Origin of the sequence: Lentzea atacamensis, from assembly GCF_003269295.1 — a bacterium.
Taxonomy (GTDB): domain Bacteria; phylum Actinomycetota; class Actinomycetes; order Mycobacteriales; family Pseudonocardiaceae; genus Lentzea; species Lentzea atacamensis.
In genome coordinates this window covers 331,089-344,504 of the sequence record NZ_QLTT01000003.1, presented here as the reverse complement: position 1 = coordinate 344,504, position 13,416 = coordinate 331,089, and the positions used below count along the sequence as shown (strand labels likewise).

At 69.3% G+C, this 13,416-nt stretch carries 11 protein-coding genes; 1 reads left to right on the top strand and 10 read right to left on the bottom strand.

Features of this window, described 5'->3' with window-relative positions:
• Nucleotides 1-36: 36 nt before the first annotated feature.
• The 10 genes from C8D87_RS16325 to eccD all read right to left on the bottom strand — a co-directional run bounded on the left by C8D87_RS16325 (nucleotide 37) and on the right by eccD (nucleotide 9,238).
• Nucleotides 37-339: a hypothetical protein gene (locus tag C8D87_RS16325; RefSeq protein WP_112227291.1), complete on the bottom strand. Its 303-nt coding sequence runs from the start codon at nucleotides 337-339 to the stop codon at nucleotides 37-39.
• Complete coding sequence (locus C8D87_RS16320; RefSeq protein ID WP_112227290.1) at nucleotides 332-802, bottom strand: hypothetical protein; 471 nt, start codon at nucleotides 800-802, stop codon at nucleotides 332-334. The genes C8D87_RS16325 and C8D87_RS16320 overlap by 8 nt, the downstream gene beginning before the upstream one ends.
• Nucleotides 799-975, bottom strand: a complete 177-nt coding sequence (locus C8D87_RS45910; RefSeq protein ID WP_170166444.1) for a hypothetical protein — start codon at nucleotides 973-975, stop codon at nucleotides 799-801. Before C8D87_RS45910 ends, C8D87_RS16320 begins: the two co-directional genes overlap by 4 nt.
• The gene (locus C8D87_RS16315) at nucleotides 972-2,513 is read right to left on the bottom strand and encodes a hypothetical protein (protein WP_112227289.1); all 1,542 of its coding nucleotides are present in this window, start codon (nucleotides 2,511-2,513) and stop codon (nucleotides 972-974) included. The genes C8D87_RS45910 and C8D87_RS16315 overlap by 4 nt, the downstream gene beginning before the upstream one ends.
• Nucleotides 2,514-2,516: 3 nt before the next feature.
• Nucleotides 2,517-5,177: a hypothetical protein gene (locus tag C8D87_RS46895; RefSeq protein WP_215732328.1), complete on the bottom strand. Its 2,661-nt coding sequence runs from the start codon at nucleotides 5,175-5,177 to the stop codon at nucleotides 2,517-2,519.
• A 99-nt stretch (nucleotides 5,178-5,276) separates the two neighbouring features.
• Nucleotides 5,277-5,576, bottom strand: coding sequence for a hypothetical protein (locus C8D87_RS16305; RefSeq protein ID WP_109638149.1), 300 nt, complete (start codon nucleotides 5,574-5,576; stop codon nucleotides 5,277-5,279).
• Between the two features lie 70 nt (nucleotides 5,577-5,646).
• Nucleotides 5,647-5,940, bottom strand: coding sequence for a WXG100 family type VII secretion target (locus C8D87_RS16300; RefSeq protein ID WP_109638148.1), 294 nt, complete (start codon nucleotides 5,938-5,940; stop codon nucleotides 5,647-5,649).
• Nucleotides 5,941-5,996: 56 nt separating this feature from the next.
• A complete protein-coding gene (locus tag C8D87_RS16295; protein WP_170155021.1) occupies nucleotides 5,997-6,275 on the bottom strand; it encodes a WXG100 family type VII secretion target in 279 nt (92 codons plus the stop codon).
• 132 nt (nucleotides 6,276-6,407) lie between these two features.
• Entirely contained in the window at nucleotides 6,408-7,841 is a 1,434-nt protein-coding gene (gene eccB / locus C8D87_RS16290) for a type VII secretion protein EccB (RefSeq protein WP_109638146.1), read from the bottom strand.
• Nucleotides 7,841-9,238: a type VII secretion integral membrane protein EccD gene (gene eccD, locus C8D87_RS16285; RefSeq protein WP_109638145.1), complete on the bottom strand. Its 1,398-nt coding sequence runs from the start codon at nucleotides 9,236-9,238 to the stop codon at nucleotides 7,841-7,843. Before eccD ends, eccB begins: the two co-directional genes overlap by 1 nt.
• A gap of 146 nt (nucleotides 9,239-9,384) precedes the next feature.
• Here eccD and eccCa point away from each other — a divergent pair, with 146 nt between their 5' ends.
• Complete coding sequence (gene eccCa / locus C8D87_RS16280; RefSeq protein WP_112227288.1) at nucleotides 9,385-13,353, top strand: type VII secretion protein EccCa; 3,969 nt, start codon at nucleotides 9,385-9,387, stop codon at nucleotides 13,351-13,353.
• Nucleotides 13,354-13,416 lie beyond the last annotated feature (63 nt).

The following is a 13,416-nucleotide window of genomic DNA, read 5'->3' as shown; positions in this document are numbered from 1 at the left end:
GGGAGCTCTTCCTCAGATGGCTCGCGACGGAGCTCGTCAGGTGCGGGCGGCGTTGTTGGCGTCGGTCTGAACGAGCCTGTCGATCGCCTTCGTGACGGCTTCCCCCGTGAGGCCGAGGTTCTTGGCGAGCGTGGCGACGTACTCGATCGACTTGGCGGCGTTGGGCGCGTAGGCCTTGGCGAACGCCGCGCCGAACTCGTCGTCGCCCCAGCAGCCGTCGTAGCGGGACGCCGCGTCCTTCAAGGTCGCCGCCGCCTGTTCGAAGTTCAGGCCGAGCTCCTGGAGCCGCGCGATCACCGCGCGCGTGCCGTCGATGTCGATGGAGGTCCGGTCAGCCATTGCGCTTCTCTTCCTTCTCGCCCGCGGCCGGGCGGCCGAGGATGCCGTCGCTGTACTCCTCGCCCAGGAACGGCGAGACGACCTTCTCGAAGACCTCCTCGACGCTCAGGTTGCCGCTCGCGAGGTCGGTGAAGGTGACGCCGGGCAGGATTTCGTCCCCCATGGACTCCGCCAGCTTCTGCATGCACAGGGCCTTGCCGGCCTTGATCGTCTGCACCAGCAGGTGGCTGAACTCGGCCGGCGCCATCGTGCGGTACTTGGTGCCCACGAAGTTGAACCCGGTGATCTCGCCGCGGCCGTCGAAGTCGATCGTGAACGAACGGTCCTTGGAACGCACCGTCGTCGTGTTCTCGTCCATCTGACGGGTCAGCTCGGAGATCTTGCGCTGCTCACGCTCCACCGACGCCATCGCGGCCTCGTTGGCCTCTTCGAGGGTTCGGTACTGGGAGAACCAGTCGGTCATCGCGTCTCACCTTCCCCGTTGTGGATCTGGACGGAGTTCGCCGCGGCTTCCCGCTCGATCTCCTCCAGCAGCTCCGCGAGCTCACGTCGCAGCCGGGACAAGTCGTCCGTGATGGCCGCGTTGCTCTGCTGGAGCTGCTGGTACTCGGCCATCCAGTCCGCGAAGTCCGTCATCGCGCCTCGCCCTTCCCGCTCTCCGAATGACCGATGACACCGGTCGGCACACAGCCACCACCGCCTGCCCCGTGGCCCGGCTTGGCGGCCGCGCCCTGGGCACCGCTCGCGGACCACGTGCCGGGGTCGGCCCGCAGCCACGTGCTGTCCACACGCGACACAGGCGCACCCGCCATCGAGCCCGCACCGACGGCCGCAGGCGGCGGAACCGCGCCCGTCGAGGCCGACGCGGCGGTGGAGTTCATGCCCCCGTGCACGTCGCCCAGTGGGGCTGCGGACCCACCGACTGACGTCGACATCGCGGGGAACTCACCGGGAAGCGGCGGCCTGGGGGCCAAATTAGGGTGCGCGGGGGGTGCGGCAGCGGGTGCCGGTGCCGGTGCGGCCGATATGACGGGGGAAACCCCCGTGGACTGAAGCGCCGCCGGGGCACCGGAGGCCACCGCGGGCACCGCGTGGTGGGCGGCCGGCGCGGTCGCGGGCACGGCGGTAGCGGCAACGCCGGTCACGGACTGTCCGGCCACCGTCACCGACTGCCCGGCCACCGTCACGGGGTGTGCGCCACCGGCCGCCCGTGAGGCCGCCGCCGCGGGCTCCGCGGAGACCGTCGCCGGCAGTGCGGCGTTCGCGTTGACGAGCGGCGGCGCCTGGGAATTGGCAGGCAGCCCGCCTTCGAGTCGCTGCACGGATTTCTCCGCTCTGCCAGCACTGTCCTTCCTGGCGTTGCCACCAGCGGCCGGCGCAGCGGACGCGAGAAGCGGCACGGCAGCTTCCGCCGGCAGTGCCATGGTCGCGAACCCGCCGAACTTCTCGGGCTGATCAGCCTTGACCGTCATGGGCTGCGACGTGGCCAAGTGAGACAGCCGGCCGAACGGCTCCGCGGCGGCCGAGCGCGGCACGCCACCGTCCACAGGAGACGCCGACGCCGAGACGGCCGGGCGGAAGCCCTCGCCCAAACCGCGCGCCGTACCCACAGGCGTCATCGCCATCACGTGGTGTGCGGCCGCCCCTTCCGCCGGCGTGACCGGAACCTGGATCAGTACTCCGGTCGCGCTGCGCTCGGGCAGCTCCGCCAGCGGAGATCCGAACTGGACGTACGAAGTGGACAGATCGGCGAGGATCTGCCGGGCGTGCTCGTCCCGTGCCTGCGACACTCGCTCGTCCGGCGTGGTCGCGTTGTGGTTCTCGAGCCCCCGCAGACGTTGCTGGCTGCTCGCGACGGCGTCGCCGATGTGACGCAACGCCGCCGGGTAGCTCGGCTCGCGGAGGCCGGCGGTCAGCGCGTCGACGTGCCGGAGCACCCGGTCCACCCACTCGAACTGCCGCGGGTCGCCGTTGTGCCACACCGACTCGAGCTCCGCCCGGTACCGGCGCAGCTGGTCGCCGAACAGTTCGAGCTGTTCCACCGTCTGCTCGAACGCGGCCGCCTTGCGGTAGAAGGTGTGCGGATCCGCCGCCGCCACCCGTGCGCGCACCTGCTCGAAGTTCAGGTTCCTGACCTCGCCCGCGATCGCGAGGTCGGGGTTCCGCGTCGCCATTGCTCAGCTCCGTCCCAGGGTCGATGGCCCCGCGCAGTTCTCGTCGTCTTCTTCCCAGTCCTTGCCGTCGCTGGTGAGCCAGACGGTGCGTTCCCGGTCCTTCTTCTCCTGCCCGGCACCCATACCGGCGCCCGCGCCACCCATCGGCGGCGGCATCATGCCCGCGCCCATGTCGAGACCGGCGGGGCCGCGCGAGATGGTCGTGGGCACGCCGACCACGCCGCTACGGGTGGGAACCTGGTAGCCCTTCTGCTGCGCGGCGGCGGTGATCTCCGCGGGCGTCCCCGCCTTGCCGACGCCGTCGACACCGAACCGTGGCGTACCGCCGACACCAGTGCCGAACCCGCCGCCACCGGCACCGGCACCTCCGGACAGGAAGCTCGCCAGGGGCGACGTGCCGTCCGTCGAGAACCCGCCGCCGAGACCGGAGTCGCTGCCGATCTGACGGATCCGCTCGATCGCGTCGCTGGCGCTCTTGTTCGCCGCCTGCCTCGCCCGCTCCGCAGCCGCAGGATCAGTACCGCCACCAGCACTACCACCGCCACCGGCACCGGCACCACCGCCAGTACCGCCACCGCCCGTACCACCGCCGGCACCGCCACCAGTACCGCCACCAGTACCGCCACCGAGACCAGCGTCACCGAGACTCACACCAGGACCGACACCAGCACTACCGCCAGCGCCATTGGCCAAGCCATCGATCGTGGAGATCGCATCACGCGCGGCCCCCGCGGCCGCAGCCGCCTGCCGCGCCCGCTCCGCAGCCGCAGGATCAGTACCGCCACCAGCACCACTACCGCCAGTGGGCCCGTTCGATGAAGTCGTCGGCCCCGTCTTGCCGCCACCAGCACCACCGCCAATACCGCTTCCGGCGGCCGAGGGGTTCTGCAACTGGTTGATGGCGTCGTTGGCGATCCGATTGGCATCCGCCAATGCCTGCTGACGCGACGGATCCGAGCCTCCTCCTCCCCCGCCGGACTGGTTGGCGAGCGCGTTGATCGCTTCGCCTGCCGCCCTCCGAGCGTCCTCCAACGCCCGCTGCCGCACGGGATCCGTCGACGACGGCGTATTCCCGCCTCCCGGACCGCTTCCACCGGCTCCGCTGCCTCCGGCTCCGCTGCCTCCGCCGCCTCCGAGGGAGTCGTTGATCGCCTGCTGCGCTTCCCGCAGCGCCTCACGGCGCGCCTGCGCCTCCGGCGAGTCGCCCGGCGTCATGTCAGACAGCTTCTGGATGGCGTCGTTCGCGGCCTTCCTGGCCTCCTCCATGGCCTTCTGCCTGGCCGGATCGGTCCCCTTCCCACGGGAGTTCGGACCAGAACCCGTGAGACTGACACCGGGACCGACACCCATGACCCCGTTCGAGCCCCCACCGGCTCCAGACCCGGCGCCGCCGCCGGCCGAACCGTTCTGCAGCCGGGTGATCGCGTCGTTGGCGATCTGGTTCGCCCGCGTCAACGCCTCCTGGCGCGTCGGGTCACCGGTGCCGGACTGGCGTTCGAGATCGTTGATCGCGTCGGTGGCGGCCCGCCGAGCGTCCTCCATCGCCTGCCGCCGCACCGGATCCATGACGGCCGAGCCCGTCCCGCCGGTGCCGCTGGCCGCGCCGCCGAGCGCGCTGTCCAGCTCCCGCTGGGCTTGCTGCAACGCCTCACGGCGCGCCTGTGCCTCCGGCGAGTCGCCCTTCGTCTCGTCGATCAGTTTCTGGATGGCGTCGTGAGCGGCCTTCTTGGCTTCCTCCATGGCTTTCCTCGTGGCCGGATCGTTCGCCCGCTCGCTGGAGTTCGCACCGGAGCCCGTGCCACCGCCGCCTCCCGTGGCGCCACCTGTGCCCTGGCCGCTGCCTTGCCCACCACCCTGGCCGCCGCCTTGCCCGCCGCCTTGCCCACCACCTTGCCCGCCCCCCTGGCCATCGCCCGTCCCCGTACCCGCCACGGGAGGACCGAAAAACGGCGGCATACCGTTCGAGATGTCGACGCCGCCACCTTTACCGAGGTCGATGATGCTGCTACCGCCACCGGTACCCGGGCCACTCCCACCGGAGCCCGCCCCGGGCGAGACGATGTTGCTCTGGAAGTCGGTGAGACTGTTACCGGTGCTCTGGTAGCTCGACGACAGGTCGAGCAACGCCCTGCGCAGCTCTGGCAACAGGTTGTTCTGCTCGTCGCGCTCGATCACCGCGCGGAGATACGTACCGGCGTCGAACTCCTGCTCCAGCGTCGCCATCGCGTCGGCCAGCTTGGTGACCTGCTTGCCGTACTCCTTGACCCGGTTGGCGAACTGGGCCTCGATCTCGGCCACCTTCGTCTGGAAGAAGACGAGGGCCTTGGAGGCGCTTCGCAGCGCGTTCGGGTAAAGAGACACGGTCTCCTGGACGAGCTGGCTCCGCTTCATGACCACGTCGTCGGCGAAGCTCTGGAACTGGTCGCCGGTGTGCCCCTTGAGCGCCTCACCCATCTGGACCGTCTCATCCCAGAAGGACCGGCGGAACTGGAACAGCCGTTCGCTCGCCACCTCGAACGCGACAGCCAGGGCATCGAACGAGACGGGCGCGCTGGGGTTGAGCGCGTCTCCCGCCATCGCCTTGAACTGGGCGAGAGACTGGATGCTGTCGGCGTCGAGGCCACCGCCGGCCGCCGCCGGGTCCGTGCCTTCAGGACTTGTCACGCCGAACCGCCCTCACGAAGTCGAGTTCCCGCACCACGACCGTCCACAAACGAGCGACCGCCAGCACCGGGGGCGCTGACGGTCAACTGCCACCAGGTACTAGAGATTGTTGGCGTTGCACTTGTCGGTGTCCTCGAGGTTCGAGCAGGCCTTCAGCAGGCTCGTCTCCACCTCGTGCATGAGCTTGTTCAGCTCTTCCGCGTGCAGCGACAGCTTCTTCTTGCGATCCAGCAGCAGCTTCTCCAGCCACGTCGCCGTGGAGAAGTTGCCCGCGTGTGCGGGCAGTGAGAGAAGCTGCTGGAAGGGGCCGAGATCGTCCATCAGCACGCCCATGCGAGCGGCGATCGCCCGCACGGCTTCCGGGTCGATGGACGTCTTGGTGCCGCCGTCGTTGGCCATGTCGTGGGCCTTTCGTCGAAACGGGGCTGGTGGTGCCGGCCGGTGAACCGTCCGGCACCACCAGCGCGGCTCAGAAGTTGAACGTGCTTGCCGTCGAGCGGTCGGCGTCGTTCATGTTGTTCGAGTTCCGGTTCAGGTTGACCGAGATCTGGTTGAGCACCTCGTTGCTCTCACGCAGCTTGCGGAAGATCCGGTCGGCGCACTGGTTGTACTGAGTCGCGGTCTGACCGTCGAACGAGTCCATCAGGCTCTGCACCTGCTGGTTCAGCGCGGTGACGTTCTGCTCGATGTTCTGGTTGGCGTTCTGCATCTGGCGCACGCCGTCGGCCAGCGCCTGGTAGTCGTAAACGATCGCTCCGGTCACGGTTCACTCCTGAAGAATTCGGTACGAGCTGAAAGAAGAACTGACTAGGGCGGAGATCAGAAGGTGCCGGCCTCGTCCTGCGCCTGCAGGGTGTTGGCGGCCCGGTTGAGAGTCGTGGCCATCTCGCCAAGGGTCGTGACGATCTCCGAGGTCTTGGTGTCCCACTCCTGGTGGACCGTGATCAGCTTCTGGATCATGGCGCCCGAGTTGATGGAGGTCAGCGTCGCGACGTTGCTCCGGAGCTGCTGCTGCTCGCTGGTGATCCGGTCAGCTTCCTGCGAGTGCTTGTTCGCGATCTCGATGACCTGCTGGGGAGTAAGCCTGGTCTTGCTCATCGTGTATCTCCTTGTCGTCCCTGCTGGAGAATGGCCACCCATTCGCAAGGGCGCCTGAACTGGATTAGATGCCCGTCGTACATCCGATTTCTTCGGAATCCACCCGCCTGGGCATCGACGGGGGAAGATCCCTCATGAGCCCGTCTTGGCGAGCTCGGTGACCTGGCTCGTGACCGCGCGCTGAGGGTCGAGCGCGGGCCCGACGGGCAGCAGCGCGAGCAACGCCGACGGCACGGCGACGGAGTGCGCTCCACCCAGATTCAGTGACGCGGCAACAGATTCATCGGAAAGCGGATAGCGCACGCCGACATCGGTGACGAGGAACCCGGTGCCCGGCAAGGCGCCGGGAGCGGGCATCGTGCGCACGAGTGCCCCGGTTCCCGCCGGGATCACGACACGGTCCGCAGTCGACCCGACGACGTGCTTTCCGGCAGGGGCAACGGCTCCCTTGTCCGCTGTGATCGGCACCAGCACGAGCCGCGGCACGCGTCCGTCATCCGCGGCGAGATCGAATCTCGCGCACGCCGACATCCCCACGCCGAGGTCCGCCAGGGCGGGAGGTTGCGGCGGAAGGTCGTCCTGTGCCGGGGAAAGCAGCTTCAACCCCGCGAGCGCGTCCGGCCCCGTGATGATCGGCACCACCCGCGTGTTCGGGTAGGCGTTGCGCGTCTCGGGCGAGGCCAGCAACATCGCCGCGATCGTCCGGCTGATCGGCATCAGCCCGTCGGCGCGCAGGACGTAGTACTCCTCGGACGAGATCGCCGGGTTGCGCACCTGGAACACCTGGCCGATCCGGCTCGGGCGGCCGCCCACGGCCTGACCCAGCGTGCCGACGCGGTCGATCACCGGCGCCTTCAGGTCCACGCCGGACGGAATCACGTTCAGCCACGCCGGCGAGACCGGCAACACCTGTTCCTGACTGTACCCCAGCGCTTCGAGCGTGGCCGCGTCCGCGATCCGGTGGCGCACTCCCCGCCACACCAGCTGCACGACACCGTCCGGTGTGGACACGAGGAACGCCTGGCCGTCCGGTACGGACTGTCCCGGTTCCTGGTCGAGCCGCAACGTCACGGTCGGGGCGCTCACCACAGCCTGCCGGTCCGGAGGCCGTGCGCAGACCGTCCACTGCGCCTTGTTGACCCGGTCCGCGGTGGGAATTCCGTCCGGCGCACCGGGAATACCGATCGGCGCCCCGACCGCGACACCGGTCAGCGAGTTCTGGCTGACCGTGGTCATCGACCCGGACTGCCCGGCCGCCAGCATCGCCGACGCCATGTTCAGCACCGGGCGGAGCTCACCGCCGAGGTACACGTACCGCGCGCCGGTCTCCTTGGCCAGCACGATCGCGCCGTCGGTGCGCCAGGAGTTGTTGCCACGCGGCGAGAACAACCCGATGATGCCGAAGATCGCCATGATCACGCACGCGAGCAGCACCCCGAAAACGGTGCCGTTGTTGAACCGCCGGTTCGGATGCTCCAGCACATCGGGCTTGCCCTGCGCCAGGCCGGCCACCAAACGGCCGACCACGAAGAAGTAAGCCTGGACCTGATCTCTGCGTGACTGCATCAGCCGCTCAGCCCCCGGACCCAGGAGTACACGTCCAGCACCGCCAGCAGCAGCGGGAGGACGGCGATCGCAGTCGCGTACTCGAGAATGTCGACGGCACGGCCCCAGTAGGGACGCAGCCGCTTACCGGGCATGTAGTGGCTCAGCACACCCAGCCCGATGCCAACGGCCACGAGCGGCGCGAGCACCGCCACCGCACGGATGAACGGCTCCTCCGGCATGCCCAGGCGCAACGCCAGCGCCACAGCGGTCAACCCGGCCGGCACGAGCAGCGACCAGCGGGGCACCAAGCCGGTGAGGTGGCGCGACCGCAGCAGCATCAGCAACGCGCACACCGATGCCGTGATCATCGCCCACATCTCGCCCGGCCGGACGAGCACGAGCAGCAACGCGGTCTGCGTGATGCCGTAACCGAGGTAGAAAGCCTTCAGGTAACCGAAAACCACCGTGCTGCGTTCCACCACGACCTTGTGCGGCACCGGATCGATGTCTTCCTTCACCTCCGGCGCGTCGGTCGGCAGCATCGGCAGCTTCAGCCCGCCGAGCCGGAACGCGCCGCCGGGCGCGAAGAGGATCGCGACGAAGTTCACGGCGATGCCGATACCGGCGGACTGCGCGGCGGTGAGGTCGCTCGCCACCCAGATGATCGCGGGCAAGAGCAGTGTCACCAGAGCGGTCAGCGCGGTGGTGAAGATCAGGACGGCGTCGGCGACTGCCACGAGGGCCAGCACGATCGCGACCACGCCGGTGGCGGCCGCGGTCACGAGCCGGACGGGAACACCTCCCAGCGGAGCGATCTGCACGGCGGCGAGCCAGCCGCCCGTGACCGCCCAGATCACCCCGGCGCAGGCGAGCCCGGTCCCGTCGACGATCTTGCCCTTGGCGCGGGCCAGCGCACCCGCGACCGCGATCAGCACGACCCCGGTCACCACGGGCACCAGCCACAACGACTGAGGATCGCCACCGAACAGCAACGCCAGGAGGGCGCCCAGCAACGCGACGACCGCGCCGACCCGCAGCATCCACCTGGTCCGGCTCGGCGTCCACTGACCGGCGTCGGCCCGCACCCGCTCGGCCACGCCGTCCACGAGGTCGTCGTAGTCGAGCGGTGGGAGCGCGTCCTCACGCGGTCTCAAGTAGACGGTGTCGCCGTCGAGCAGGTTCAGCTCGTTGGCGGACTTGTCCTCGTCCAAAGGGGACTCGCCCAGCCGTTGCGCGACCCAGCCCTCGTGGTCGACGCTCTGCTCGACCCACTCCTTCCCGAACTGGGCCAGCACGGACGGCAGCAGGTCGACCAGTTGCACGTCGCCCGGCAGGGCCACGTCCACCGCGTGATCGCCGAGAACGAACCGTAGCCGGGTCGGTACATTTGTGCGAGACTGCGTGCGTTCTTCCATATCGAGCCCCGGATTCTTCCTGGCGAACGACAACTCTCGAGTAGCGAAAACCTGGCGCGGAACCTAGTTCCCACACCTCCCGGTCAGCCGGGACGAGGCCCGCGTCACGCCACGTCGAGGGAAACCCTTCACCAAGGAGAGTCACGGTGGGCACCGAGGCATTCACCAGAAAGGCGCGTCGGCCCGGTCCGACGGCGCCCAGTGACGAGATCGAGCTGCAACCACCACCGGCTGTGCCGGAGAACACAGGTGGGGCGATCAGCTCGGTTCTGCTCTACGCGCCGATGGCGCTGAGCTCGCTGGCCATGGTCCTGATGTTCGTCCGGCCCGGCTCCGGCCCGCTGGCCTGGGTCGGCGCGGGACTCATGCTCGTCGCCGCGATCGGCATGCTGCTCGCGCAGCTGCTGCGGGCCGGCGTGGAGCACAAGCAGAAGCTGCACGGCGACCGGCGTGACTACGTGCGCTACCTCGGTCAGGTGCGGGAGAAGATGCGCGGGGCACTCACCCAGCAGCGCAAGGCCGCCCTGTGGGTGCACCCGCACCCCGGCTCGCTGTGGTCCATGGCGATGGGCTACCGGCTGTGGGAACGCCGTCCCGCGCACGACGACTTCGGCGAGGTCCGGATCGGACTGGGCAAGCAGCGCAGCACGACCAAGCTGCTGCCGCCGGAGACCAAGCCGCTGGAAGACCTCGAACCGCTGTCCGCACACGCACTGCGGCGGTTCATCCGTGCCTACTCCACTTTGGACAACGCGCCGATCGCCGTGTACCTGCGCGGGTTCGCCCGCTTGCAGTTCCAGGGCGATCCGGCGGACGTGCGCGGACTGGTGCGCGCCGTGCTCGGCCAGCTCGCCACCGCGCACGGCCCTGGCGACGCCCTGATCGCGTTGTGCGTGAGTGATGAGGCGCGGGAGCACTGGGACTGGGTGAAGTGGTTGCCGCACAACCAGGATCCCGCCTCACGCGACGCCAGCGGCACGCGCCGCATGGTCACCGACAGCATCAGCGAGCTCGAACAGCTCCTGGGTGGTGTCGAGTTCACCGGCCGGCCCTCGTTCGAGCCGGACAGCCCGATCACGGCGAACGAGCCGTTCGTGGTGATCGTGCTCGACGGCGCCTCGCTGCCCGCCGACCACCGCATCGCCGAGGAGGGGTACCGCAACGTCGTCGTGCTCGACGTCTCCGGCGCGCTCTCCTGGCAGGCCCGCCCGCACACCCTGCACGTCGAGGTGACCGCCAAGAGTCTGGGCACCGTCTCGTTCGACCGGCTGGGCAAGCCGTCGACCAGCCCGCTGTGCCGGCCCGACGCGCTGAGCCCGCAGGCCACCGCAGCGCTGGCGCGGCTGATCGCGCGCCACCGCATCGGCGAGGTGCAGGACAACGAGGAACCGCTCGCGAGCGACTACGAGCTGCCCAGCCTGCTGGGCCTGGGCGACCTGCGGTCGTTCGACCCGGTGCCGTACCGGCAGACCCGCGGGGGTGCGCGCAAGCGGCTGCGGGTGCCGATCGGCATGACGTCGAACGGAACACCGATCGAGCTGGACATCAAGGAAGCGGCCGAGGACGGCATGGGACCGCACGGCCTGCTCATCGGTGCCACCGGTTCCGGCAAGAGCGAGCTGCTGCGCACGCTGGTGCTCGCCATGGCGGCCACGCACTCGTCGGAGGAGCTGAACCTGGTCCTCGTCGACTTCAAGGGCGGCGCGGCGTTCCTCGGTTTCGACGAGCTGCCGCACACCTCCGCGGTCATCACGAACCTCGCGGACGAGCTGGAACTGGTCGACCGCATGCAGGACGCGCTGACCGGTGAGCTGAACCGGCGCCAGGAACTCCTTCGCGCGGCGGGAAACTACGCCTCGCGGCGTGACTACGAGGCCGCTCGTGCACAGGGTGTGCCGCTGGAACCGTTGCCCGCCTTGTTCATCGTGGTCGACGAGTTCAGCGAGATGCTGGCGAGCAAGCCCGAGTTCGTCGACGTGTTCGCGATGATCGGCCGGCTGGGCCGCAGTCTCGGCGTGCACCTGCTGCTCGCGAGCCAGCGGCTGGACGAGGGCCGGATCCACAAGATCGAGAGCCACCTGTCGTACCGGATCAGCCTGCGGACGTTCTCGGCCATGGAGAGCCGCAGCGTGCTCGGTGTCCCGGACGCGTACGAGCTGCCCAACAACCCCGGCAACGGTTACCTGCGCCCGGACACGACATCGTTGATCAGGTTCAAGGGCGCGTACTGCTCCGGCCCGTACCGCCCGCCGGTCAGCAAGCGGCTGCGGCGTTCCGAGGTCGAGCAGCAGCTCGTCGCGTTCGGCACCGAGTACGTCGCGCCGAGGGCGACCCCGGCCGAGGCGGAGCAGGAACCCGACCAGGCCGAGCAGACCACCAGGACGATGCTGGAGGTGCTGATCTCGCGGCTGCGCGGCATCGGCCCGGTGGCGCACCAGGTGTGGCTGCCACCGCTCAAGCAGGCGCCGACGCTCGACCAGCTGCTGCCGCCGCTGGTCGACCACCCGGAGCTCGGCCCGCGTCCGGTCGGCGAGTACGACGCCTCGACGTTGTCCGTCCCGGTCGGCCTCGTCGACCTGCCCGCCCTGCAGAAGCGCGAGCTGCTCACCGCGCAGCTCGCGGGCGCCAAGGGCAACATCGGCATCGCCGGTGGTCCCCAGAGCGGCAAGAGCACTTTGCTGCGCACGCTCATCAGCGCCCTCGCCCTGTCCCACACCGCGGCCGAGATCCAGTTCTACTGCCTGGACTTCGGCGGCACGCTGAGCCCGCTCGCCCGGCTGCCGCACGTCGGCAGCATCGCGGGCAGGCTCGACCGCGACCGCGTGACCCGGACCGTGATGGAGATGTACAACCTGCTGTCCCAGCGCGAGCAGCTGTTCGCGCAGAACAACATCGACTCGATGACCAGCTACCGCCGGGCCCGCGCGCGGGGGCAGTTCCTCGACGTCGATCCCTACGGTGACGTGTTCCTGGTCGTCGACGGCTGGTTCACGATCCGGCAGGACTACGAGGAGCTGGAGCCCCGCTTCACCGAGCTCGCCTCGCGCGGTCTCGGGTTCGGCATCCACCTGGTCGTGGCGACGGGCCGGTGGTCGGACATGCGGCCCTGGCTGCGCGACGTGCTGGGCACCCGGTTCGAGCTGCGTCTGGGCGACCCGCTCGAGTCCGAGGTCAACAGCAGGCTCGCGGCCACCGTTCCGGCACTGCCCGGCCGCGGCATCACGACCGGCAAGATGCACTTCCTCACCGCACTGCCGCGCATCGACGGCACCAGCCGCACCGAGGACATCGCCGAGGCCACCGCGGAGATCGCGGAAGCCCTCGACCTGCCGTCGGCACCGCGGGCGCCGAAGGTCCAGCTGCTGCCCAACCAGCTGACGGCGGCGGAACTTCCGCCGCCCACCGCGGAGGCACCGCAGCTCGACGTGACGATGGCGCTGGGCATCGAGGACGGCGCGCTCGGCCCGCAGTGGCACGACTTCGACGCCAACCCGCACCTGATGATCTTCGGTGACGCCGAGACGGGCAAGACGAACCTGTTGCGGCACATCGCGGCATCCGTGGCACAGCACTACAGCCCGGCCGACGGCAGGGTGATGTTCGTGGACTTCCGCCGCGAGCTGCACGACGCGGTCCCGCAGGACAACCAGGTGAACTACACGGTCAGCACGGACGGCCTGGAGTCCTCGATCAAGCAGGTCGCCGAGCTGCTGCAGAGCCGGGTGCCGGGACCGGAGATTCCGCCGAGCAAGCTGCGTGAGCGCGACTGGTGGACCGGTGGACGGTTGTTCATCCTGGTCGACGACTTCGAGTTGATGGAGTCCAGCGGCTTCAACGACCCGATGGCGCCGCTGATGCCGTTGCTGCAGCAGGGTGCGGACATCGGTCTGCACCTGATCGTCGCCAGGAGCACCACCAACGCGAGCCGCACGATGATGAACCCGCTGGTGCGGCGGTTGTGGGAACTCGGCACGGCGGTCGTGATGTTCTCCTGCCCCAGAGAGGAAGGCACGTTCATCGGCAACGTCAAGCCGAAGACGTTGATCCAGGGCCGGGCTCAGTACGTCAACCGGCGCCGCGTGGTGAACCTGGTGCAGACGCCGATCGTGGGGTAGCGGAACGGGCCGGAGGCCTGGGTCCCCAGGCCTCCGGCCCGTCACGGCGCAGTGCGGCAGCGC